The following is a 23,192-nucleotide window of genomic DNA, read 5'->3' as shown; positions in this document are numbered from 1 at the left end:
GAACCGGTGCTGCCGCGCCCCCCGCAGGGCCGGAGCCGGTCCTGCCGCGACCCCGCCGGGCCGGCGCTGCCTCCGGAGCGTTCCACCGCGAGCCCCGCCCCGCGGGCCTCCGCACGCGGGCCCCGCCCCGCGGGCGGACGACGGGAGTCCGACGACAGGGGCCAGGGCCGCGGCAGGAGCCGTCCGCCCCGTCGCGACGCCCGGCACGCCTCCTCCGGCTCCTCGAGCGGGCCCCCACCCCCACGCCGGCCGAAAGCCCAGGTACGCCCCGTACGAGGACTCCCGGCCGGCACTCCCCCGAGCTCTTCGAGCAGCGGGCTCCCCCAGGGCATCTTCGAGCAGGGGACTCCCCCGGAACACGCGCCGACGCCGCCGCCTGACGGGCGAACGGCGCCGGCCGCGGCTCTAGCGCGCGGCCCGTCGCAGGCTCAGGCGTTCCTTCTCGGACAGGCCGCCCCAGACACCGAAGCGCTCGTCGTTCGCCAGCGCGTACTCCAGACAGGCCGGGCGCATCTCGCACATGGCGCAGATGCGCTTCGCCTCGCGCACCGAACTGCCCGGCTCGGGAAAGAAGAAGTCGGCCCCGGTCTGCGCGCACAGCGCCTGGGTCTGCCAGGCGGGCTCGGCCGGGATGATCGTGTCGATGTGCATGAACGAGATCGTGCCGGGCGGCGAAAAACGTTCGATCAACGCGGGATCAACGCAGCTCACTCGCCCGGGACCGCCTCGATCATGGCCCGGCGAACGGCGCCGGCGCACGGCGGCGCGCCCACCCGCGTGCTCCGGCGGCGATCGCCGGTGGGCGGTGCGAGACTCGGCAGAGCGGACAACGGGTCCCTTCGAAGGAGGGCGAGGATGCTCACCACCCGTTTCGTCGACGGCGCTCCGAACTGGATCGACGTCGGCACGGCAGACCTGGACCGCGCCCGCGCCTTCTACGGCGGGCTGTTCGGCTGGCGGTTCCGGTCGGCGGGTCCCGACGCCGGCGGCTACGGCTTCTTCCGGTCCGAGGACCGGACCGTGGCCGGCGGGATGCCGATCACCCCGGAGCAGGGGCCGCCCTCCTGGACCGTGTACTTCCGCAGCTCGGACGCGCGGGCCACGGCACAGGCCGCCGAGCAGGCGCACGGCAGGGTGCTGGTCCGGCCGCTGGACGTGATGGACCAGGGCCGCATGGCCGTCCTCGCCGATCGGGCGGGTGTGCCGTTCGGTCTCTGGCAGCCGGGCCGGACCCCGGGCGTGGAGGTGGCCGGCGCCCCGGGCTCGCTGTGCTGGGTCGAGCTGCACACGCCGGACGTCCCGGCCGCCGCAGCCTTCTACCACCGGGTTCTGGGCCTGGAGACCTCGGCGGTTCACTTCCCCGGCGGGGCGTACACGTGCGTCAGCCCCGCCGAGGGCGGGCAGGACGCCATGTTCGGCGGCATCGTCCCGCTCGCCGACGACCCGGCCGAGGCGGCGGACGGCCCGTACTGGCTGCCGTACTTCGACGTCACGGACGCCGACGCGACGGTCGCCAGGGCCGAGGAACTGGGCGGCACCGTCCGCGCGGCCGCCGCCGACGTCCCGGGCGTCGGCCGCGTCGCCCGGCTCGCCGATCCCTGCGGCGCCCGGTTCGCGGTGATCAGGCCCGTCCCGCCGCAGCGGCCGTGAGCCGGCCGGAACGGTGAGCCTCCTCCCGGGCGCCGGCGCCCGGGAGTTCGACGACGGGGCTCAGGCGGAGGCGCGTCGTACCAGTGTCGTGGGCAGGACGACACCGCGCGGCAGGCCGTCCACGTCCTCGCCGGCGCCCGCCCGGTCCGGGCCGCGCAGCAGTATGCGGGCCATCAGCCGGCCCATCTCCTCGATGTCCTGCCGGACGGTCGTCAGCGGCGGATCGGTCTGCTCGGCGACGGGCAGCATGTCGTCGAAGCCGACCACGGCGACGTCCTCCGGCACCCGCAGCCCGCGTTCGCGCAGCACGCGCAGCGCGCCGGAGGCGGCCAGGTCGTTCGCGGCGAACACGGCGTCGAGGTCCGGCCGGCGGTCGAGGAGTTCACGCATGGCGCGCTCGCCGCCGGACGGCGTGAAGTCGCTCTCCACGACGAGTGCCGGATCGGCGTCGGCCATGACGTCCCGGAAGCCGTCGAGCCGGTCCACCGCCGAGGTCTGGTCCAGGGCGCCGGTGATGTGCCCGATCCGGGTGCGCCCGAGCCCGACGAGATGGCGCACGGCCTCCCGTGCCCCGCCCCGGTTGTCGCTGTCGACGTACACCACGGCCGGGTCCGCGCCGGCCCCGGCGGGCGTGCCGTCGCTCCAGCCGGGCCGGCCGCCGAACACGGTCGGCACCCCGGCGCGCCGGATCAGGCCGGGCAGCGGGTCGTCGAGGTGGAGCGAGAAGACGAGCGCGCCGTCGACGTGACCGCCCGCGAGGTAGCGCCCGACCCGGGCGTGGTCCTCCCGCCCCTCGGTCAGCAGCAGGACGAGCTGGGTGTCATGGGCCGTCAGCTCCTTGCTGATGCCGCGCAGTTGCAGCGCGAAGAAGGGGTCGGCGAAGACGCGGGTCTCCGGCTCGGCGACGACGACGGCGACGGCGTCGTGCCGCCTGGTCACCAGGCTGCGGGCCGCCTGGTTGGGCACGTAGCCGAGTTCCTCCACGGCCCGCCTGACCCGCTCGGCCAGCGGGGCTCTGACCCCCTCGGCGCCGTTGACCACCCGGGAGACGGTGGCCCGGGACACCCCCGCCCGCGCGGCCACGGCCTCCAGTGTGGGTCGCGGCGCTGTCTCGGTCACTTCGGGGCTCCTCACCGGCGGGTTCGCCGGATCAGGATAGCCGCGGGCCGATCGGCCCCATGAGAGCGCTCTCACCACGCGGGACGCGGTCCGGAGCGGCACGGCCGTGCGTTCCCCCTCGCTCTCCGGGCCGGCCGCCCCGCGCGCGGTGGGCGGCCGGGGCGCCCCCGGATGCCCGGCGCCGGGGCTCTACGACGCCTCCGGCTCGGATGCGGACGGGGGCCCGGCGGCGGGCGGGTCCGGGCGTCTGGCGCGGCTCGGCTGCACCCGCTTGGGCTCGCCCGGCATCTTCGGATACTCGGGCGGATAGGGGAGGTCGCCGAGGCCGTGGGCGCGCTCGTCGCGTGCGGCCAGTTCCAGCAGGGAGTCCAGGGAGAAGGCGTGGTCGTCCATGTCGGCGTGCACGTCGCCCGCCTCGGCGAAGCGGACGGGCATGGTCGCGATGTCGAAGTCCCGGGGGTGGGCGACGCCCACCTCCGCCCAGCGCAGGGGCGCCGAGACGGGGGCGTGCGGACGGGGGCGCACCGAGTAGGCGGAGGCGATGGTGCGGTCGCGGGCGGTCTGGTTGTAGTCCACGAAGATCCGGGCGCCCCGCTCCTCCTTCCACCACTTGGTCGTCACCTGCTCGGGCATCCGCCGCTCCAGCTCCCTGCCCACCGCGATGGCGGCCCTCCGCACCTGGGTGAAGGTCCAGCGCGCCTCGATGGGCACGAAGACGTGCAGTCCGCGTCCGCCCGAGGTCTTGGGCCAGCCCCGCAGACCGCCGAACTCGTCCAGCACGGCGCGCAGTTCGTGCGCGGCGCGGACCGCGTCCGCGTAGTCGGTGCCGGGCTGCGGGTCCAGGTCGATGCGCAGTTCGTCGGGGTGGTCGACGTCCTCGCGCCGGACCGGCCAGGGGTGGAAGGTGAGCGTGCCGTACTGGGCGGCCCACACCACGGCCGCCTCCTCGGTGGGGCACATCTCGTCGGCGCTGCGCCCGCTGGGGAAGGTGATGTGGGCGGTCGGGATCCAGCCGGGCATGCCCTTGGGCGCCCGCTTCTGGAAGAACCACTCGCCGCTGATGCCGTCCGGGTAGCGCTCCAGGGTGGTGGGACGGTCGCGCAGGGCGCGCAGGATGCCGGGGGCCACCGCCTGGTAGTACCGGGCGACGTCCAGCTTGGTGTAGCCGCGCTCCGGGAAGAAGACCTTGTCGGGGCTGGACAGCCGTACGGTCCGTCCGGCCACGTCCAGTTCCACCGCATCGCCCATGGGAGCCACGGTAGGCGTCCCGCGCACGCCTCGCACACCGGGCGCAGCGGACCGTGCGCGCGCACAATCGCTTGCATGGATCTGCCCGTGATGCCGCCCGTGAAGCCGATGCTCGCCAAGTCGGTGGCGAGGATCCCGCCGGACATGCAGTACGAGGCGAAGTGGGACGGGTTCCGGGCGATCGTGTTCCGCGACGGCTCGGAGGTCGAGCTCGGCAGCCGTACGGGCAAGCCGCTGACCAGGTACTTCCCGGAACTGGTGGAAGCGCTGAAGGAGCGGGTGCCCGAGCGGTGCGTCCTGGACGGGGAGATCGTGATCGCCCGGGAGGGGCGGCTGGACTTCGACGCGCTGACCGAGCGGATCCACCCGGCCGCTTCCCGGGTGCGGATGCTGGCCGAGCGGACCCCGTCCTCCTTCGTGGCCTTCGACCTGCTCGCGCTGGACCGCGAGTCGCTGCTGGACGTGCCGCTGTCGGACCGGCGGGCGCTGCTGGTCCGGGCGCTGGAGGGGGTGACGGCCCCGGTCCACGTCGCACCGGCCACGACCGACGTCGACGTGGCCCGGCAGTGGTTCGAGCAGTACGAGGGCGCGGGTCTGGACGGGGTGATCGCCAAACCGCCGGGGCTGCGCTACCGCCAGGACGAGCGGGCCATGTTCAAGATCAAGCACGAACGCACGGCGGACGTGGTGGTGGCCGGCTACCGCCACCACAAGAGCGGCCCCGTCGTCGGCTCCCTGCTGCTCGGGCTCCACGACGACCAGGGGCGGCTCCAGCACGTCGGCGTGGCGGCCGCCTTCACGATGCGCAGGCGCGCCGAGCTGATCGAGGAGCTGGCTCCGCTGCGGATGGACGACCCGGCCGGACATCCGTGGGCGGCCTGGTCGGACGCGGCGGCCCACGAGTCGGACCGGCTGCCGGGGGCGCCCAGCCGCTGGTCGGGCGGGAAGGACCTGTCGTGGGTGCCGCTGCGGCCGGAGCGGGTGGCCGAGGTGGCGTACGACCACATGGAGAACGGGGCGCGGTTCCGGCACACGGCGCGCTTCCGCCGCTGGCGCCCGGACCGCACCCCGGAGAGCTGCACCTACGCCCAGTTGGAGGAGCCGGTCCGCTACGACCTCGCGGAGATCCTCGGCCGGCCCCCCGGAAGCTGAGGACGCCCTGCCCGGCGCGGGCCGGAGGTCCGTCCGGCGCGGGCCGGAGGTCCGTCCGGCGCGGGCCGGGGGCGGCACGAGCCGGGGAGCGGCGTCAGGGGCGCCCGGTCACGGCGTCATGAGCACCTTGACCGCGCCGTCCTCCTTGCGCTGGAACATCTCGTACGCGTGCGGCGCGTCCGACAGCGGCACCCGGTGCGTGGCGAAGTCGTCCACGCCGAGCACGTCCTCGTCCGTCAGGAAGGGCATGATCACGTCGGTCCAGCGGCGCACGTTGGCCTGGCCCATCCGGATCTGGAGCTGCTTGTCGAACATGGTGAGCATCGGCATCGGGTCGGCGGAGCCGCCGTAGACACCGGACAGCGAGATGGTGCCGCCGCGGCGCACCAGGTCGATGGCGGTGTAGAGGGCGGCGAGCCGGTCCACGCTGAAACGCTCCGCGAGCGGTCCGCTCAGGGCGCGGGGCATCACCGCGGCGGCCTGCTGGACCATGCGGGCGACCGCGCTGCCGTGCGCCTCGGTGCCGACCGCGTCGATCACGGCGTCGGGGCCGCGTCCGTCGGTCTCGTCGTGGATGGCGGCGACCAGTTCCTTCTCGCTGTCGAAGGCGCGCAGGTCGTACGTCTTCACACCGCGCCGGCGCGCCCGCTCCAGCCGCTCCGGGACCAGGTCCACGCCGAACACCCGCTCGGCGCCGCGCACCTGGGCGATCCGGCAGGCCATGTCGCCGATGGGGCCGAGGCCCAGCACGGCGACGGTGCCGCCGGGCGGGACGTCGGCGTAGGCGACCGCCTGCCAGGCGGTGGGCAGCACGTCGGAGAGGTAGACGAAGCGGTCGTCGGCGGGCCCCACCGGGACCTTGATCGGCCCGTACTGGGCCTGGGGGACGCGCAGGTACTCGGCCTGGGCGCCCGGGACGGCGCCGTACAGACGGGTGTAGCCGAACAGCGGGGCGCCCATGTGCTCGCTGGTGACCTGCGTGGTCTCGCACTGGGTCTGCAGGCCCGAGGAGCACATGTAGCAGTGGCCGCAGGAGATCTGGAACGGCACGACCACACGGTCGCCGCGCTTGAGGTTGGGCACCTCCGGTCCCACCTCCTCGACGATGCCCATCGGCTCGTGACCGAGGATGTCCCCGGGTGTCATGAACGGGGTGAGCACTTCGTACAGGTGCAGGTCGGAGCCGCACAGGCCGGAGGAGGTGATCCGGATGACGGCGTCCGTCGGCTCCTGGATCTTCGGATCGGGGACGTCCTCCACCCGGACGTCGCGCTTGCCCTGCCAGGTCACTGCCTTCATCGCGTCGCGCCCTTCGTCGCGTTCCGTCACCTTCGCCGACGCCCGGGTACCCGGGGCCGACCGGGCGAACCGCCGGGCCGGGCCGGCCGGGCGGAGCACGGACGGGCCGAACCGGGCGGCGACGGCCGGACCAGGGCGCGGGCACGGCCGGTGGCGGGCGGGCACGGCACTTGGCGGACGGGGGAAGACACGGCCCCGGCACGCGCGGCCGGTGACGAGCGAGGAAGACCACGGCGGGCGACACGACCCTCGGCACACGGGGACAGCCCCGGCACGCGGGAAAGGCCCGGCCCCGCGCGCACGGCCGGTGACCGGCACGCACCGCCGGAGGCGGGCGCCCGTGACCGGGAGCGGGCGCGGTGGGCGCCGTCCTCAGGTCCGGGCGGGGTCCGCCGGGTTGCGCAGCCCCTCGGCCGCGTCCGCGACGCGGCGGATGAGGTCGAAGAACTGGGTCCGCTCCTCGGTGCTGAGCGGGCCGAGGAAGACCTGGTTCATCCGGGCCGTGCGCACGGCGAGCCTGCGATGGGTCCGCTCGCCCTCGTCGGTGAGCCGCAGCAGGAAGCGGCGGCCGTCCTGCGGGTCGCGGACCTTGTCGAGCAGCCCGCGGCGGCCGAGCCGGCTGATGACCTCGGCGATGGTGGAGCGGTCCAGACCGACCCGCTCCCCCACCGTGCGCTGGTCGAGTCCCGGCTCGGCGACGAGCGCGTTGAGGACCGCGAACTGCGGCGAGGTGATCTCCTCGGAGACCATCGCGTTCCACAGCAGGTAGTGGGCCTGCTGGAGCCGCCGGGCCAGGTGCCCGGGGTGGGTCGTGAGGTCCACCGCGGCCATGTGCGCTCCTCGCCAGAGTCCTTGCCGTGTCACCGACATTTCGTAGGTGCACTGAACGATACAGCGTGTTGCCGCCATCCGGATCAGCGTCCAATCGGGAGACACAGGCCATTTTGGCGGACTCTTGACTGCTCACCCGCCTAGTGGCAGCGTGAGGGCAACCTCGCGGAAATAATCAGTGCGCTGACTATTCGGGGCGCTGAGGTCGCTGGGTGTCGCTGCGAGCCCACCAGGTGTCGCTGGGTATCGCTCGGTAGAGATGAGGCTTCTTTCGATGGACAAGGTGGTCGCCACGGCCGTGGAGGCGGTGGCGGACGTGCCGGACGGCGCGTCCCTGGCGGTGGGCGGTTTCGGGCTGAGCGGCGTGCCGAACGTGCTGATCCAGGCGCTCCACGAGCGCGGGGTCGGCGGCCTGTCGGTCGTCTCCAACAACTGCGGCGCGATGGACTCCGGTCTGGCGGTGCTGCTGGCGGCCGGGCGGATCGCCCGGGTGACCGGCTCCTACATCGGGGCGAACAAGGAGTTCGCCCGCCAGTACCTGGCCGGTGAGCTGGAGGTCGAGCTGATCCCGCAGGGCACGCTGGCCGAGCGGCTGCGGGCCGGCGGCGCCGGGATCCCCGCCTTCTACACCCCCGCCGGTGTGGGCACCCAGGTCGCCGACGGCGGACTGCCCTGGCGCTACGACGGTTCCGGCGGCGTCTCGCTGGCCTCGCCGCCCAAGGAGGTCCGCGAGTTCGACGGCGCCGAGTACGTGCTGGAACGCGGCATCCGCACCGACTTCGCCCTGGTCCGGGCGGCCCGGGGCGACCGGCACGGGAACCTGGTCTTCAACAAGTCCGCCCGCAACTTCAACCCGCTCGCCGCGATGGCCGGCAAGGTCACGGTCGCGGAGGTGGAGGAGCTGGTCGAGCCGGGCGAGCTGGACCCGGACGCGGTGCACCTGCCGGGGATCTTCGTCCAGCGGGTGGTCGCGCTGACTCCCGGGCAGGCGTCGGACAAGCGGATCGAGAAGCGGACGGTGTCCACGCCCGCCGCGCGGGAGACGGTGAGCGACTGATGGCCTGGACGCGTGAGGAGATGGCCGCCCGTGCGGCGCGCGAGCTGCGCGACGGCCAGTACGTCAACCTCGGCATCGGTCTGCCGACGCTGATCCCGAACTACCTGCCCGAGGACGTCGAGGTGGTCCTGGAGTCGGAGAACGGCATCCTGGGCACCGGCCCCTACCCCGCCGAGGAGCAGGTCGACCCGGACCTGATCAACGCCGGCAAGGAGACCGTCACGGTCCTGCCGGGGGCTTCGTTCTTCGACTCGGCGCTGTCCTTCTCGATGATCCGCGGCGGCCACATCGACGTCGCGGTGCTCGGGGCCATGCAGGTCTCCGCCGGCGGCGACCTGGCCAACTGGGCCGTCCCGGGCAAGATGATCACCGGGATCGGCGGGGCGATGGACCTGGTCCACGGCGCCCGCACGGTGATCGTGGTGATGACCCACACGGCCAAGGACGGCTCGCCCAAGATCCTGAAGGAGTGCGCGCTGCCGCTGACCGGCAGGGCGTGCGTGAACCGGATCATCACCGACCTGGGCGTCCTCGACGTCACCGAGGACGGCCTGGTCCTGGTCGAGACCGCGCCCGGCGTCAGCGTGGACGAGATCGCCGCCCGGACCGACGCCGAACTGACCGTCGTGGAGGGGCTGAAGTGAGCAGCACGGTGAAGACCGTCTACGTGGTCGACGCGGTCCGCACGCCGATCGGCCGTTACAACGGCGGCCTGGCGGGCGTGCGCCCGGACGACCTGGCCGCCCACGCCATCCGCGAACTCCTCGCCCGGACCCCCGGGCTGGACCCGGCCCGGGTGGAGGACGTGTACTTCGGCAACGCCAACGGCGCCGGCGAGGAGAACCGCAACGTCGGCCGGATGGCCGCGCTGCTGGCCGGCCTGCCCACCAGCGTGCCCGGGGTGACCGTCAACCGGCTGTGCGCCTCCGGCCTCGAGGCCGTGATCCAGGCCGCCCGCGCCATCGCCGTCGGCGACGCCTCCGTCGCCGTGGCCGGCGGCGTGGAGTCCATGACCCGCGCCCCGTACGTGCTGCCCAAGTCGGACCGGCCGTTCCCGGCCGGCCACGCCGAGCTGTTCTCGACCACCCTCGGCTGGCGCATGGTCAACCCGCGGATGGAGCCGCAGTGGACCGTTCCGCTGGGCGAGAGCGCGGAGCTGATCGCCGACAAGCACGGGATCAGCCGTGAGCGGCAGGACGAGTTCGCCCTCTCCTCCCACCGCAAGGCCGCAAAGGCGCAGGCCGACGGCCTGTTCGACGCCGAGCTCGTACCGGTGAGCGTCCCGCGGCGCAAGGGCGAACCGGTCGTCCTCGCCGCCGACGAGTCGGTACGCCCCGACACCTCGCCGGCGGCGCTGGCCGGGCTCAAGCCGTCGTTCCGCACCGAGAACGGGACGGTCACGGCGGGCAACGCCTCGCCCCTGAACGACGGCGCGGCGGCCCTGCTGCTGACCGACGAGGCGGGCCTGAGGGCCACCGGCCGCGAGCCGCTGGCCCGGATCTCCGCCACCGGGGTCAGCGCCCTCGAACCGCACTACTTCGGTCTCGCCCCCGTCGAAGCCGTCAACCGCGCCCTGGCCAGGGCCGGGAGGACCTTCGCCGACCTGGACGTCCTCGAACTCAACGAGGCCTTCGCCGCACAGGTGCTCGGCTGCCTCGCCGAGTGGCCCGAGTTCGACCCCGCGGTGCTCAATCCGCAGGGTGGCGCCATCGCCCTCGGCCATCCGCTCGGCGCCTCCGGCGCCCGCCTCGCCGGCACGGTCGCCCACCAGCTCGCCCGCCGGGGCGGCGGCACCGGAGTCGCCACCCTCTGCATCGGCGTCGGCCAGGGCCTCGCCCTCGTCCTCGAACGCTAAGGAAGCGTCAGGTAACCCACATGGCTCTCACCCAGCACGACATCGACCAGGAGATCGCGGCGGAGCACGCCGCGTACGAGAAGCGGCTCGCCGAGGGCGCCCCCGTGGAGCACCACCCGCGCCGCGACTACGCGCCGTACCGCTCCTCGGTGCTGCGCCACCCCAAGCAGCCGCTGGTCGCCATCGACACCTCCAAGGACCCGGAGCTGGTCGAGCTGTCCTCGCCCGCGTTCGGCGAGCGGGACGTCACCGGGATCGACAACGACCTCACCCGGCAGCACACCGGGGAGCCGGTCGGCGAGCGGATCACCGTGTCGGGCCGGCTGCTGGACCGCGCGGGACGCCCGGTGCGCGGTCAGCTCGTCGAGATCTGGCAGGCCAACTCCGCCGGCCGCTACGCCCACCAGCGCGAGCAGCACGACGCCCCGCTCGACCCCAACTTCACGGGCTTCGGCCGCACCCTGACCGACGCGGACGGCCACTACCGGTTCACCACCGTTCAGCCGGGCCCGTACCCCTGGCGCAACCACCTCAACGCCTGGCGTCCCGCGCACATCCACTTCTCGGTCTTCGGCTCGGCGTTCACCCAGCGGCTCGTGACGCAGATGTACTTCCCGAACGACCCGCTCTTCCCGTACGACCCGATCCTCCAGTCCGTGACGGACGACGCCGCACGGCAGCGGCTGATCGCCACCTACGACCACGACCTGTCGGTGCCGGAGTTCTCGCTCGGCTACCACTGGGACATCGTGCTGGACGGCCCCGCCGCCACCTGGATCGAAGAAGGACGCTGACCTGCCATGACGAAGATCGACACGAGCGGCCCGGAGGGCGTGCCGCCCACTCCGTCGCACACCGTGGGCCCCTTCTACGGTTACGCGCTGCCCTTCCGAGGCGGCGAGGACATCGCGCCGCTGGGCCACCCGGAGACGGTCACCGTGCACGGGTACGTCCACGACGGCGAGGGCCGGCCGCTGCCGGACGCGCTGGTGGAGGTGTGGGGGCCGGACCCGGACGGCGCCCTGCCGGCCGTCGACGGCTCGATGCGCCGCGATCCGGCCTCCGGCGGCTTCCTCGGCCGCAACGGCGTGGAGTTCACCGGCTTCGGGCGCATCCAGACGGACGCCGACGGACACTGGTACGCGCGGACCCTGCGGCCCGGCGCGCGCGGGCGCAACGCCCCCTACCTCAGCGTGTGCGTGTTCGCGCGCGGGCTGCTGGTGCACCTGTTCACCCGGATCTACCTGCCCGGCGACGAGGCGGCCCTCGCCGCCGACCCGCTGCTCGCGCGGCTGGACCAGCAGCGACGCGGCACGCTGATCGCCGCGGACCAGGGGAACGCGACGTACCGTTTCGACATCCGCCTTCAGGGCGAGGGCGAGACGGTCTTCCTGGAGTTCCGGTGACATCACCCGCGTCATCCGCCGAGGCCGACCGCGGCCTGCTCGGGCCCGGCTGGTCCGCTTCCCCCGCCGCCGCGGCGACGAGCGACGGCGCCTACCTGCGGGCGCTGCTCGACGCCGAGGCCGCCCTCACCCGGGCCCAGGCCGCGCTCGGCCTCGCCCCGGCGGGGGCGGCGGAGGCGGTCACCCGGGCGGCCGACCCGGCCCGCTTCGACCCGGGCGCGCTCGCCGAGCGCGCCCGCGGCGGCGGGAACCCGGTCATCGCCCTGGTCGCGGAGCTGACCCGGGCGGTCGGCGAGGAGTACGGCCCCTACGTCCACCGGGGCGCGACCAGCCAGGACATCATGGACACCGCGACGATGCTGGTCGCCGTACGCGCCCTGGACCCGGCCCTGGAGGATCTGGCCCGCACCGAGGCGGCACTGGCCCGGCTCGCCGCCGAGCACCGCGACACGGCGATGCCCGGCCGGACCCTCACCCAGCACGCCGTCCCGACGACCTTCGGCCTCAAGGCGGCCGGGTGGCGGTCACTGGTGCTGGACGCCCGGGACCGTCTGGCGCGCGTACGGGACTCGCTGCCCGCCCAGCTCGGCGGGGCGGCGGGCACCCTGGCGGCGTTCTCGGCCTACGGCGCCGACGACCCCACCGCCCTGCCCGCGGCCTACGCCCGTGAACTGGGCCTGCGCGCGCCGCTGCTGCCCTGGCACACCCTGCGCACCCCGGTCGCCGACCTCGCCGGCTGCCTCGCCTTCGCGGCCGGGGCGCTGGGCAAGACGGCCGTGGACGTGCTGGTGCTCTCCCGTACGGAGATCGCCGAACTGGCGGAGGGCAGCGGCGGCGGCTCCTCGGCCATGCCGCACAAGGCGAACCCGGTGCGCTCCACCCTGATCGCGGCGGCTGCCCGGCGGGCCCCGCAGCTCGCCGCCACGCTGTACGGCTCGCTGGCGGCCGAGGACGAACGCCCGGCCGGCGCCTGGCACGCCGAGTGGGAGCCGCTGCGCGACCTGCTGCGCCTGGTCGGCGGCGCGGCGCGGGACGCCGCGGAGCTGACCGAGGGGCTGCGGGTGGACGCGGACGCCATGCTCGCCCACCTCGGGCTCACCCACGGACTGATCGTCTCCGAGCGGCTGTCGGCCGAGCTGGCCGGGGTGCTCGGCCGCACCCGCGCCGGACGGCTGCTCACCGAGCTGGCCCGCCGCTGCTACGCCGAAGGCCGAAGCCTCGGTGAACTCCTCTCCGAACAGGAGGAGTTGACCGGTATCGACGTGAGCGAGCTCACCGACCCCACCCGCTACACCGGCTCCGCCGGAGCCCTCACCGACCGCGCTCTGGAGCGACGTTGACACTGCACCACCTCCTCGAAGGCCCCGCCTCCGCTCCCCCGCTGCTGCTCGGGCCGTCCCTCGGCACGTCGTACGCGCTCTGGGACGCGGTCGCCCCCGAGCTGGCCGTCTCGCACCGGGTGGTCCGCTGGGACCTGCCGGGGCACGGCGGATCGGCGGCCGGCCTCATCGCACCGGGCGCGAGCGTCGGCGACCTCGCCGATCTGGTGCTGGCGCTCGCCGACTCGCTGGGCATCGAGCGGTTCGCCTACGCCGGTGTGTCGCTGGGCGGCGCGGTGGGTCTGCACCTCGCCGTGCACCACCCCGAGCGCGTGGCGTCGCTGGCGGTGCTCTGCTCCTCGGCCCACTTCAACGGTGCGCGGGCGTGGCGGGAACGGGCCGAGCGGGTCCGCCGCGAGGGCCTCCAGTGGCTGGTGGAGAGCGCCGGAGCGCGCTGGTTCGCCGGTGACTTCACCGTCCCCGGGCTGCTCCGCGACCACCGGGAGGCCGACCCGGAGGCGTACGCCGCCTGCTGCGACGCGCTCGCCGCCTTCGACCTGACCGACCGGCTGCCGGCGATCGGAGCGCCCACGCTGCTCGTCGCGGGCCGTGAGGACCCGGCCACCCCGCCCGCGCACCTGCGGCAGATCGCGGACGCGGTGCCGGGCGCCGCGCTCGTGGAGATCCCGGGCGCCTCGCACCTGGCGCCCGCGCAGTGCCCGGAGGCGGTCCTGGCCGCGCTGCGCACCCACCTCGGCGGCGCTCCCCGGCGCGGGGTCCAGGTGCGGCGCGAGGTGCTGGGCGATGCGCACGTCGACCGGGCGCAGGCCCGGCAGACCCCGTTCACGGCCCGGTTCCAGGACTTCATCTCCCGTTACGCCTGGGGCGAGATCTGGACCGACCCGACGCTCACCCGCCGTGAGCGCAGCATGATCACGATGACGGCGCTGGTCGCCCACGGCCACTACGACGAACTGGCCATGCACGTGCGCGCGGCCCGGCGCAACGGGCTCACCCCCGAGGAGATCGGCGCGGTGCTGTTGCAGAGCGCCGTGTACTGCGGGGTGCCGGCCGCGAACTCGGCGTTCGCGGTGGCCCAGCGGGTGCTGGCCGAGGAGCCGGGGACGGACGCGGCGGGCTGACCCGCGGCCGCCGGCCCGGGGTCCGGCCCCGGCCCGGCGGCGCCCGCCCTATCCCGGGCGGCTCCCCGAGCGCAGCGCCTCCCGCGCCCGGTCCGCCAGCCCGTCCGCGCCGCACGAACGCGCCAGCGCCAGGCCGCGGTCCAGCTCGGCGGCCGAGCCGGAGAGGATGCCGTACTCGACGCGGGCGGCGGCGTGCTCGTACTGGCACGGGGAGGCTTCGAGGTAGGTGACGGCCTGGGCGGCCAGGCCGAGCGCGCGCTGACCGGTCTCCAGGGCGGCCGCGCAGCGCAGCGCCTCGCCTATCGCGGTGTCGGTGCCGAACCGCTCGGCCTGCCGGCGGACGTCCGCGGCGAGCCGGGCGGCGCGGGCCGGGTCCTCGGTGGCCAGGGCGCGGGCCAGGTCGGCCGCCCAGGGGGCCATCACCGGGTTGTGGTGGCCGCGCACGGCCGCGGCCTTCTCGGCGGCCTCCAGCTCGTCGATCCCTTCCTCGGTGCGGCCGGCGGCGAGCAGCAGCCTGCCGCGGACGCTGCGCGGGTCGGGGATCACGATGGTGGCCGGGTAGGGCGGGGCGAACTCGTGGCGCTCGGCGGCCTCCCACGCCTCCTGCACGTGGCCGCGGGCGAGCAGCGTGTCGACGAGGTTGCAGGTCGCCGTCCAGTACAGGGGCAGTCCGCGTCCGACCCGCTCGGCGATCCGCAGCGACTCGCGCAGTGATGCCTCCGCGTCCCTCAGCCGGCCGCGCCGGCGGTGCCCCAGACCGACGTAGGCGTGCGCGAGGGCGAGGTGGCCGCCGTTCCAGCCCGCGCTCTCGTAGGCGCGCAGGGCCTCGGTGTAGAAGGCCTCGGCGCGGTCCAGGCGGTCGCTGTAGGCGTAGGCGCCGGCGAGCATCAGCAGCAGTTCGATGCCCCACTCGGTGTCGGTCCAGCCGAGTCCGGGCGCGAGGCGGCCGTTGACCAGGGCGCGGTCGCAGACCTCGACGACCTCCTCGGCGTTCTCGCCGCGGACCATCGCGTCGAAGCCGCGCAGGATCAGCAGGGCCCGCTCGGAGTTGTCGCGCCCGGTGCAGCCGGCGGCGAGTTCGGCGAGCCGCTGGGAGCGGTCCGGTGAGATCGTCGCACCGGCGTGCAGGCCCTCCCACATGTACTGCACGGCGTGCAGCCGCAGCCGGGTGGGGCCCGGTTCGTGGCGGATGGCCTCGGCCTCGACCGTGCGGACGGCCTCCTCCAACTGGTTGTTGTGGAGCATGGCCTGGGAGAGCCGCCAGACGGCGTCCACCCGGGCCGGCCCGTCCAGGCCCGGCATGCTCAGCGCCAGGCGCAGGTGCTCGATGGTGGTGGCGGGGGCGGTCAGGAGTGTGGCGCAGCCCAGTTCGTGGAGCACCCGCGGGTGGACCTCGGGCGTGGGCGGCTCGCGCAGGGCCCGTTCCAGGCAGCGGCGGGCCGCCTCGGGGGCGCCGACCGCGAGGTGTTCGCGGGCGGCCTGCCGGAGCTGGTCGACGAGTTCCTCGTCGTCGTCCGGGTGCACCTCGATCAGGTGCCGGGAGGCGGCGGCGGCGCCCCGGCCGGAGTCGGTGACGACCTGGGCGGCGATGCCGTGCATGGCGGTGCGCAGGGCGTCGGGGATGGAGTTGTACACGGCGGTGGCGATCAGCGGGTGGACGAACTCCAGGTCCCCGTCGTCGCCGCGGGCGGTCGCCGGGTCCGGTTCGGTGAGGATGCGGGCGCCGCGCAGCCGTTCGGCGCAGCGTGCCGCGTCCGCGCGGTCCATGGTGGCGAGCCGGGCGACCAGGTCCACGGAGATGTCGGTGCCGAGGATGGCGGCGGCCCAGGCGAACCGGGTGGCGTCGACGCCCAGTTCCTCCAGGCGCGCGACGATGCCGCCGCCGCGGGCCGAGCGGTTCAGGTCGCGCAGTTCGGCGGCCCGGGCCTCGACCGGTTGGAGTTCGCCGTCGCGCACCTTGGCGAGGAGTTCGACGGTGTCGTAGGGGTTGCCGTCGGTGACCGCCCACACCTCGCGGCAGAACGGCGCGTCCGCGTGCGGGCCGAGGACGGCGCGGGTGAGTCCGGCGGTGGCGTCCGGGGACAGGGAGCTGAGGTCGCTGACGCCGGCGGCGGCGGCGACCGCGTCCAGCAGCCGGGCGCTCTCCCCGCCGGTCCCGCCGGGCCTGCGGGCCACCACGAGCAGCACGGGCAGGTCGGCCAGGCGCTCGACGAACGCGGCGAGCCAGTGCAGGGTCTCCTCGTCGGCCCAGTGGGCGTCGTCGATCATCAGTACCAGCGGCCACTGGCGCCCGGCCAGCCGGCGCGCCACGTGCACCAGGCCCTCGCACACCCCCTGCGGGTCCGCCTGCCGGTCCCCGGGTTCCGTGATGCCGAGGGCCGGCCCGGCGATGCCGTACCACTCGCCGAGGTAGTCGCGGGCCTCCTCCTCGAGCAGCGACATCAGCGCCGGCCGGAGCAACTGCCGTACCACGTTGAACGGCACGGAGCGGAGGATCTCGCCGCCCCGTGCCGTCCACACGGTGCAGCCGCGCCGTTCGGCGATGCGGCGGGTCTCGGCCAGCAGGGCGGTCTTGCCCAGCCCCGCCTCGCCCTGGAAGACCAGCAGCCCCCCGGCGGTCGTGCCCTCGTCGCACAGGGCGTCCACCGCCCGCTGGACGGCGGTGACTTCCTCGTCGCGCTCCCACAGGGAAGCCGAGGCGGCCGTGCCCGGCCGTACCTCCGTCATCCCGGTACCTCCCCAAGTCGCCCGAACGACGTACGAATCCCGAGCGTAGCGGCCGGATGGCCCGGTCGGAGGCCGGACCACGCACCTGTTGCCGTGACGGGTGACGGCCGGTGCGGCCGCGCGACGCGGCGGGCCCGCGACCTGCGCGGGAAGGGGTGAGACGTCAACAGGGGTGGTGAGGCCCGTTCTTCGCGGTGGAGTCGGGGGCCTCTCATACCTCTTTCACGGACGCCTCATACGGTGGGAACATGACGCAGGTGACTCCTCCCGGGTGGTACCCCGACCCGGGGCAGACAAGTGACGGCCCCGCCACCGAACGCTGGTGGGACGGTGGGGCATGGACGGACCGGACCCGCCCGGCCGGGTCGGCCGCCGCATGGGGTCCGCCGGCGCAGCCGCCCGCCGCGGGGCCGTACCCGGCGCCCGCGGGGAACGCCGGTTACCCGCAGGCGCCCGGAAATCACGGTTACCCGCGGGTTCCCGGAGATGCCGGTCACCCGCAGGCTCCTGGCCAGGCGGCGTACCCGCCGGCGTACCAGGGCCCGCCGGCGTACCCGGGGCACCCCGGATACCCGGGGCAGCCGGCCGCGGCCCCGCGCCGCGGGCTGCGCACGGGCATCGCCGTGGCGGTGGCCGCCGCGGTGCTGGCGAGCATAGGGGTCGGTGTGTACGCGCTGACCAAGGACGACGGCGGCAGCGGCAGCCGGGCCGGTTCGCAGCAGGGGCAGGGCGGCCGGGACGGCTCCGGCGGCCGGGGCGGGCCCTTCGGCGGCGGCACGGGCGGCAACGGCGGCTCCGGGAATTCGGGCGGTTCCGGGGACTCCGGCGGTTCCGGGGGCTCCGGGGGCTCCGGCGGGCAGGCGCCCGGGCCCGGGCAGTCCGAGCCGCCGAAGATCAGGAGCGGTTCGGTGACCGACCTGGCCAGCGGCATCAGCCTGCCCGTCCCCGACGGCTGGTACGGCCAGCAGGGCACCCGGGGCGGCGCCCAGGTCAACTCCGACGACTCCTACAAGTGCCCCGGCGACACCTCCGCGACCTGCAACAAGGGCGGCGCCTCCTCGGCGCCCACGGTGCTCGGCGCACTGGGCGACACGGCGGAGGAGGTCGCCAAGGCCGACATCGCGGCCAACGCCGAGCAGGCCTACGGCAAGGCGTACGGCGGCATCACCTCGCACGAGGTGCTGGCCGCCCAGGCGGTCACCGTGGCCGGGCAGAAGGGCTATCTGGTGCGCTGGAAGGCGGTCACCGCCAAGGGCGCCGACGGATATGTCGAGTCCCTGGCCTTCCCCTCCCCGGCGGACCCCGGGCGGATGGTCGTCGTGCGCTTCGGCCTGGACGTCGGGCAGAAGCTGTCCCTGATCGACGAGATCACCCGGGGCATCAAGGTGTCCTCGGGCGGGGGCGACGGCCAGAACGTCTGAGCCGCCCCCCTGTGCCGGCCGGCCGGGGTCCCTCTCCGCTCCAGAGGGACCCCGCCCGGCCGGGGGTGTGCGCCGCCCCCGTCCCCACGGTGCGGCGCCTACAGGTCACCGTCCAGTCATCCCTTGGACGGCGGCCTGGGTTCCGGGTCCAGGCCGAGTGCGGGCAGCACCGCGGCCTCCACAAACCGGACCAGGTAGTCCGGGTCGGCGTAGTCCCCCTCCAGCACCGGCCGGATGCGCAGCACGCCGAACATCTGCGCGGGCACGTACTCCAGCGCCGGATTGCCGGCGTCGACCTCCCCGCGCTCGACGCCGCGCCGCAGGATCTCCCGCAGCGCCGCGACCTCCGGCTCCACCAGCGTCTCGCGCAGGGCCTGCTTCAGCTCCCGGTCCTGCGTGATCGCGTGGCCGAGCGCCTGGAGGAGCCGGGTGTCCTTGCCCGACCACTCGCCGGCCGCCCGCGCGGCCTGCCGCAGGTCCTCGGCGAGCGAGCCGCTGTCGATGCCCGCGAACCTCGCCCGGCGGTTGGCGCGCAGCGCGGCCACCACGAACTGCGGCTTGTTCTTCCACTGCCGGTAGAGCGTGGACTTGCTGCAACGGGTGCTGGCGGCGACGCCCTCCATGGTGACGGCGTCGTACCCGCACTCGCGGATCTGTTCGAGCACGGCGTCGAAGAACTCCTGCTCACGCTCGGGCGTGATCTTGGAGCGGCGCGAGGCGACAACCGTGTCCGGTCCGTCCGCGGCCTGCGACGTCATCGCTCTTCTCCTCGCTCGTGCTCCGGCTCCGGACCACTTCCAGTGTGACGCGGCGCCGTGTGACGTACCGATCCGATACGCAAGTGTACCGGTACTGCGCCGTATCGGTACACTTGCGTATCGGTACGCTACCGTATCGATGCCGTTCCGCATCAGCGTGCCGGTCGGCAGCAGGGCTCGACAGGCCCGAGCACAGGCCACGCATGCACACACACCGCCAGCGAGGGGGCCGGGGCATGAAATCCCGAAACGAGGCCGCCGCAGCGGCGCCCGACAGGCCCGCGCGGCCTCCGCTCGTACGCGAGCTCCTGCTCGTCACGGGGCTGTTCCTGGTCTACAAGGTGGGCCGGCAGCTCGCCGCGGACCACACCGGCGAGGCCTTCCGCAACGCACACCACGTGTGGGACCTGGAGCGGTGGGCCCATCTGCCCGGCGAGGGCGCGGTGCAGTCCCTGCTGCTGCACGGCGACACCCTGGTGCACGTCGCGAACACCTACTACGCCACCGTGCACTTCCCCGCCACCGCGGGCCTGCTCGTCTGGCTCTACCTGCGCCGCCCGGCGCACTACGTCTGGACCCGCCGGGCGCTCGCCGCCGTGACCGCCGCGGCCCTGGTGCTGCACCTCACGTTCCCGCTCGCGCCGCCGCGCATGCTCACGGCGACCGGCCTGGTGGACACCGCACGACTGTACGGTCCCTCGGTGTACGGACCGCCGAAGACCGACCACCTCTCGAACCAGTTCGCCGCGATGCCCTCGCTGCACTTCGGCTGGGCCCTCATGGTGGCCGTCGCGCTGATCGTCGCCACGCGGTCCCGGTGGCGCTGGCTGTGGCTGCTGCACCCGCTGTTCACGCTGCTGGTGATCGTGGGCACCGCGAACCACTACTGGCTCGACGCGATGGCGGCGACGGCCCTGCTGGGTCTGGTGCTCGCGGCGATACCGCTGCCGCACCGCACGCCGGCCGCCACCGCACCGACCCCGCGCCGGCCCGTGCCGGCCGAGGAGCACGTCCTGGTCGGAGCGGCCCGATGAGCGCCGCCCTGCTCGCCGTGCTCCTGTCGCTGGTCTCGGCCGTCGCCTACGCGGCCGCCGCCGTCGCCCAGGAGCGGCTCGCCTCGCGCGCCGCGGGCGCCGGCCCGCTGCGGCTGCTGCGCTCGGGCGGCTGGTGGTGGGCCGTCACGCTGAACGGCGGGGCGGCCCTGCTGCACGTGGTGGCCCTCAAGTACGGCCCGCTCACCGTGGTGCAGCCGCTGGGCGCGCTCACACTGGTGGCGGCCGTGCCGATGGGGGCGCGGATGGCGGGGCGGCGGGTCGTCGCGGCCGAGTGGCGGGGCACGGTGTGCACGCTGCTCGGGCTCGGCGCGCTCCTCCTCGCGGCCGCGGGGCCCGCCCCCGAACAGGTGCTGAGCCCGGCCGAGGCGCTGGCGGTGGCCGGCGCGACGGCCGTCCTCATCGGCGCCCTCTCGCGGCCCGGGGCGCGGCCGGGGCTGCGGCACGCCACCGCGTCCGGAGTCGCCTCCGGTGTGGCGTCCGCGCTCACCCAGACGGTGACGGTGGCCGCGACGGACCACACCGGGCCGCTGCTCAGTGCCCGGGTGATCGTCGTGGCGCTGCTCGTCGCGGCCTTCGCGGCCGGCGGGCTGCTGCTGGCGCAGACCGCCTACCGGGGCGGCCTGGGCGCTCCGCTGGCGGTGGTGACGCTGGCCAACCCGGTGGCGGCCGCGGTGATCGGGCTGACGCTGCTCGGCCAGGGGCTCCAGGGCGGCCCGCGGGGCGTACTGCTCGCCCTGGCGGGAGCGGCGCTCGCCGCCTGGGGGGTCGTGGAACTCTCCCGGGCCGCTCCGCGCGCGGCGGCCGCTTCGGACCCGGACGCGGCGGCCGCGGACACGGCGGCCGCGGACGCTTCGGACCCGGTCTCGTCCGGCCCGGTCTCGTCCGGCCCGGTCCCGGCGGACGCCCGCGCCTCGGCAGACGCCCGCGCCTCGGCGGACGCCCCTGCCTCGCCGGACCCGGAACCGGCGGGCCGGGGGCCGGCCGGCCTCGACTCGGTGCCCTTGGTCCCGGCGACCGCGCACCGGGCGGCCGGGGGTTCGCGACCGGCGGTGTCTTCGGACCCCGCGCGTCCGCGGTCCGGTGGCATGCAACCCGCTCCCGCGGTCCCCGCCGCCCGGTCCGGAGCGGGGCACGGACGGCCGGACGGCCACGAGGAGCACCCCGTGGCCGCCGTACTGGCCCTGGAACCGGACTCGGCGGCCCAGGAACCGGCGCTCCTGCCCCGGCCGCGGCCGGCCGGTCCGGAACACCTCACACCCCTGTGACGGCCGCACCCGCGCGGTGACGGTCGCGCCGTCGCGACGGTCGCACCCTCGCGGTGACGGCCGCCCCGTCGTGCGGTCCCCTCAGCCCAGGCCGCGCGAGTCCTGCTTGAGCGCCGTGTCGACGGTCAGGGCCGTCGCCACCACGAGGCTCAGCAGCGGCTCGGGCAGTTGGTAGTGGATCTGCAGCACGTAGTTGTCCGCCGTCGTGAACATCGTCTTGGCCAGGCCCTCCCAGGTCTTGGTGATCCGGGCGACCTCGTGGTCGGCGTGGTCGACGATCGCGAAGTTCCAGGCGCGCCAGTTCTCCGCCTTGATCGCGCCGACCTGCTGCCCGTTCGCGTTCATCGCGAAGTTGATCTTGCCGAAGACGTTCCGCTGGACGATCTCGCCGACCTGCGAGCCGTCGGGACGGGACACGACCACCCGCGACTTGAGGAACTTCGCGGGCCGGGTGAGCAACAGCTGCGGCTGCCCGTAGCCGTCCCGGATCTCCAGCTTGTGCGTCAGGAACTGGTCGAGGCTGGAGACGAACCGCAGGATCTTCCTGAACACGCCCTGCCCGATCTCGGTGACCGAGCCGATCTGGTTGCCGTTCTGGTCGAAGACCTTGTACTCGTTGGTCAGCTCGATCAGCTTCGCCTTCTGGTTCACCACGAGCACCGGCTCGCTGAACAGGCTGCCGCCGCCGACGCCGGCGGTCGCGACGCCGGCCTCCTCCCGTACCTGGCGCCGCACGCCCGCGTCGGGGCCGGCCGGCTGGGCCGGCATCTGCGGCGGTACCTGCTGCGCCGCGGGGGCCTGGTGTTCGGCATGGGTGTGCTCGGTCCACTGCGAGCCGTCCCAGTACCGCAGCGTCTGCGCCGCCCCGTGCGGATCGGCGTACCAGCCTGCAGGTGTGTTCGAATGCGTGGTCACCGGGGCACACTACCGCGAGCCCGCCGGGGGGCCACCGCTCTCCCCGCTCCCGCCAGGGTGCCCCGGGCACCCGGTGGAGCGCCCCCGCCGGGCCGCGGCCGGCGGTACGCGTGTTCGGCGACGCGGCGCGGGCCGGCCGGGGCCCCTACACCCTGCCGGCGCCCGTCGTGTCCGCCGACAGCCGCTGGGCGACGTGGACGGGCAGGACGGACAGCAGCACGAGGACGGCGGCGACGACGTTGACCACCGGGGCCTGCTGCGGCCGGGTCATGTTGTCGTAGATCCAGATGGGCAGGGTCTCCACGCCCGGCCCGGCGGTGAAGGTGGTCACCACGATCTCGTCGAAGGACAGGGCGAAGGCGAGCAGCCCGCCGGCGAACAGCGCGGAGCGCACCAGCGGGAAGGTGATGTCGGCGAAGGCGCGGAAGGCGGACGCGCCGAGGTCCATCGCCGCCTCCTCGTAGGAACCGGAGGTGCGCCGCAGCCGGGCGACGACGTTGTTGAAGACGACGACGACGCAGAACGTGGCATGGCCGACGACCACCGTGAACAGGCCGAGGCCGACCCCGAGCGGCCGGAGCACCGCGGCGAAGGCCGAGTTGAGGGCGATGCCCGTGACGATGCCGGGCAGCGCGATCGGCAGGACGACCACGAAGGACACCGCGGAGCGGCCGAAGAAGCGGTGCCGGGCCACCGCGAAGGCGATGAGCGTGCCCAGCACCAGCGCGATCCCGGTGGCGCCGAGGCCCGCCTTCACCGACACCCACAGCGCGTGGCGGGCGCCGGTGTTCCGCCAGGCCGCGGCCCACCAGTGCGTGGTGAGGCCGGACGGCGGCCAGCCCGCGCTGCGGTCCGGGTTGAAGGAGTTGACGAGGACCAGCAGCAGCGGGAGGTAGATCAGCGCGAAGCCGAGGGCGGCGGCGGCGCCCAGTGCGACGCGCGCGCCGCGGGAGAGCTGCATGACGTGCGGACA

General features: G+C 74.7%; 21 protein-coding genes. 12 read left to right on the top strand and 9 right to left on the bottom strand.

Annotated elements, in window-relative coordinates; genetic code table 11:
* Window positions 1–405 precede the first annotated feature (405 nt).
* Entirely contained in the window at window positions 406–651 is a 246-nt protein-coding gene (locus ACF061_RS20555; RefSeq protein WP_392268330.1) for a WhiB family transcriptional regulator, read from the bottom strand.
* A gap of 204 nt (window positions 652–855) precedes the next feature.
* Here ACF061_RS20555 and ACF061_RS20550 point away from each other — a divergent pair, with 204 nt between their 5' ends.
* Window positions 856–1,650, top strand: coding sequence for a VOC family protein (locus tag ACF061_RS20550; protein WP_392268329.1), 795 nt, complete (start codon window positions 856–858; stop codon window positions 1,648–1,650).
* 60 nt (window positions 1,651–1,710) lie between these two features.
* On the opposite strand, the gene ACF061_RS20545 is transcribed toward ACF061_RS20550, so the two are convergent.
* Together ACF061_RS20545 and ligD are read right to left on the bottom strand one after the other, a co-directional pair.
* A complete protein-coding gene (locus ACF061_RS20545; protein ID WP_392268328.1) occupies window positions 1,711–2,769 on the bottom strand; it encodes a LacI family DNA-binding transcriptional regulator in 1,059 nt (352 codons plus the stop codon).
* A gap of 189 nt (window positions 2,770–2,958) precedes the next feature.
* Window positions 2,959–4,017, bottom strand: a complete 1,059-nt coding sequence (gene ligD, locus ACF061_RS20540; RefSeq protein WP_392268327.1) for a non-homologous end-joining DNA ligase — start codon at window positions 4,015–4,017, stop codon at window positions 2,959–2,961.
* Window positions 4,018–4,092: 75 nt separating this feature from the next.
* Between ligD and ACF061_RS20535 the strand changes: the two genes are divergently transcribed.
* Window positions 4,093–5,169, top strand: coding sequence for an ATP-dependent DNA ligase (locus ACF061_RS20535; RefSeq protein WP_392268326.1), 1,077 nt, complete (start codon window positions 4,093–4,095; stop codon window positions 5,167–5,169).
* A 108-nt stretch (window positions 5,170–5,277) separates the two neighbouring features.
* Here the strand turns inward: ACF061_RS20535 and ACF061_RS20530 are convergent, their stop codons facing one another.
* Both ACF061_RS20530 and ACF061_RS20525 read right to left on the bottom strand, forming a co-directional pair.
* The gene (locus ACF061_RS20530; RefSeq protein ID WP_392268325.1) at window positions 5,278–6,468 is read right to left on the bottom strand and encodes a zinc-dependent alcohol dehydrogenase; all 1,191 of its coding nucleotides are present in this window, start codon (window positions 6,466–6,468) and stop codon (window positions 5,278–5,280) included.
* A 372-nt stretch (window positions 6,469–6,840) separates the two neighbouring features.
* Window positions 6,841–7,299 carry a MarR family winged helix-turn-helix transcriptional regulator gene (locus ACF061_RS20525; protein ID WP_392268324.1) on the bottom strand — a complete coding sequence of 153 codons (459 nt, stop codon included), beginning with the start codon at window positions 7,297–7,299 and terminating at the stop codon, window positions 6,841–6,843.
* Between the two features lie 274 nt (window positions 7,300–7,573).
* Between ACF061_RS20525 and ACF061_RS20520 the strand changes: the two genes are divergently transcribed.
* Genes ACF061_RS20520 through pcaD form a run of 7 tightly spaced genes read left to right on the top strand, consistent with a single transcriptional unit; the run spans window position 7,574 to window position 14,078 of the window.
* Complete coding sequence (locus ACF061_RS20520; RefSeq protein WP_392268323.1) at window positions 7,574–8,356, top strand: CoA transferase subunit A; 783 nt, start codon at window positions 7,574–7,576, stop codon at window positions 8,354–8,356.
* Window positions 8,356–9,000 carry a CoA transferase subunit B gene (locus ACF061_RS20515; RefSeq protein WP_392268322.1) on the top strand — a complete coding sequence of 215 codons (645 nt, stop codon included), beginning with the start codon at window positions 8,356–8,358 and terminating at the stop codon, window positions 8,998–9,000. Before ACF061_RS20520 ends, ACF061_RS20515 begins: the two co-directional genes overlap by 1 nt.
* 8 nt (window positions 9,001–9,008) lie before the next feature.
* Window positions 9,009–10,211 (top strand): thiolase family protein, encoded by a 1,203-nt coding sequence (locus tag ACF061_RS20510; RefSeq protein WP_392268371.1) that lies wholly within the window; start codon window positions 9,009–9,011, stop codon window positions 10,209–10,211.
* A gap of 20 nt (window positions 10,212–10,231) precedes the next feature.
* Window positions 10,232–11,005 carry a protocatechuate 3,4-dioxygenase subunit beta gene (gene pcaH / locus ACF061_RS20505; RefSeq protein ID WP_392268321.1) on the top strand — a complete coding sequence of 258 codons (774 nt, stop codon included), beginning with the start codon at window positions 10,232–10,234 and terminating at the stop codon, window positions 11,003–11,005.
* A 6-nt stretch (window positions 11,006–11,011) separates the two neighbouring features.
* The gene (gene pcaG / locus ACF061_RS20500; RefSeq protein ID WP_392268320.1) at window positions 11,012–11,617 is read left to right on the top strand and encodes a protocatechuate 3,4-dioxygenase subunit alpha; all 606 of its coding nucleotides are present in this window, start codon (window positions 11,012–11,014) and stop codon (window positions 11,615–11,617) included.
* Complete coding sequence (gene pcaB, locus ACF061_RS20495; RefSeq protein WP_392268319.1) at window positions 11,614–12,957, top strand: 3-carboxy-cis,cis-muconate cycloisomerase; 1,344 nt, start codon at window positions 11,614–11,616, stop codon at window positions 12,955–12,957. The genes pcaG and pcaB overlap by 4 nt, the downstream gene beginning before the upstream one ends.
* On the top strand, window positions 12,954–14,078 hold the full coding sequence (pcaD, locus tag ACF061_RS20490) for a 3-oxoadipate enol-lactonase (protein WP_392268318.1): 1,125 nt from the start codon (window positions 12,954–12,956) through the stop codon (window positions 14,076–14,078). Before pcaB ends, pcaD begins: the two co-directional genes overlap by 4 nt.
* A gap of 48 nt (window positions 14,079–14,126) precedes the next feature.
* Here pcaD and ACF061_RS20485 read toward each other — a convergent pair whose 3' ends face one another.
* Complete coding sequence (locus tag ACF061_RS20485; protein WP_392268317.1) at window positions 14,127–16,805, bottom strand: ATP-binding protein; 2,679 nt, start codon at window positions 16,803–16,805, stop codon at window positions 14,127–14,129.
* A gap of 248 nt (window positions 16,806–17,053) precedes the next feature.
* Here ACF061_RS20485 and ACF061_RS20480 point away from each other — a divergent pair, with 248 nt between their 5' ends.
* Complete coding sequence (locus ACF061_RS20480) at window positions 17,054–18,226, top strand: DUF2510 domain-containing protein (protein ID WP_392268316.1); 1,173 nt, start codon at window positions 17,054–17,056, stop codon at window positions 18,224–18,226.
* A 116-nt stretch (window positions 18,227–18,342) separates the two neighbouring features.
* On the opposite strand, the gene ACF061_RS20475 is transcribed toward ACF061_RS20480, so the two are convergent.
* A complete protein-coding gene (locus ACF061_RS20475; protein ID WP_392268315.1) occupies window positions 18,343–18,984 on the bottom strand; it encodes a TetR/AcrR family transcriptional regulator in 642 nt (213 codons plus the stop codon).
* A gap of 236 nt (window positions 18,985–19,220) precedes the next feature.
* Between ACF061_RS20475 and ACF061_RS20470 the strand changes: the two genes are divergently transcribed.
* Window positions 19,221–20,018 (top strand): phosphatase PAP2 family protein, encoded by a 798-nt coding sequence (locus ACF061_RS20470; RefSeq protein WP_392268314.1) that lies wholly within the window; start codon window positions 19,221–19,223, stop codon window positions 20,016–20,018.
* Complete coding sequence (locus ACF061_RS20465; protein ID WP_392268313.1) at window positions 20,015–21,304, top strand: hypothetical protein; 1,290 nt, start codon at window positions 20,015–20,017, stop codon at window positions 21,302–21,304. The genes ACF061_RS20470 and ACF061_RS20465 overlap by 4 nt, the downstream gene beginning before the upstream one ends.
* 81 nt (window positions 21,305–21,385) lie before the next feature.
* Here the strand turns inward: ACF061_RS20465 and ACF061_RS20460 are convergent, their stop codons facing one another.
* Window positions 21,386–22,219, bottom strand: a complete 834-nt coding sequence (locus ACF061_RS20460) for a phospholipid scramblase-related protein (RefSeq protein WP_392268312.1) — start codon at window positions 22,217–22,219, stop codon at window positions 21,386–21,388.
* A gap of 145 nt (window positions 22,220–22,364) precedes the next feature.
* Entirely contained in the window at window positions 22,365–23,180 is an 816-nt protein-coding gene (locus tag ACF061_RS20455; RefSeq protein WP_392268311.1) for an ABC transporter permease, read from the bottom strand.
* Between the last annotated feature and the right edge of the window lie 12 nt (window positions 23,181–23,192).

Origin of the sequence: Streptomyces sp. NPDC015220, from assembly GCF_043079345.1 — a bacterium.
GTDB lineage: Bacteria > Actinomycetota > Actinomycetes > Streptomycetales > Streptomycetaceae > Streptomyces.
The sequence above is the reverse complement of the archived record's forward strand: the minus strand, read 5'-3'. Positions and strand labels throughout refer to the sequence as shown.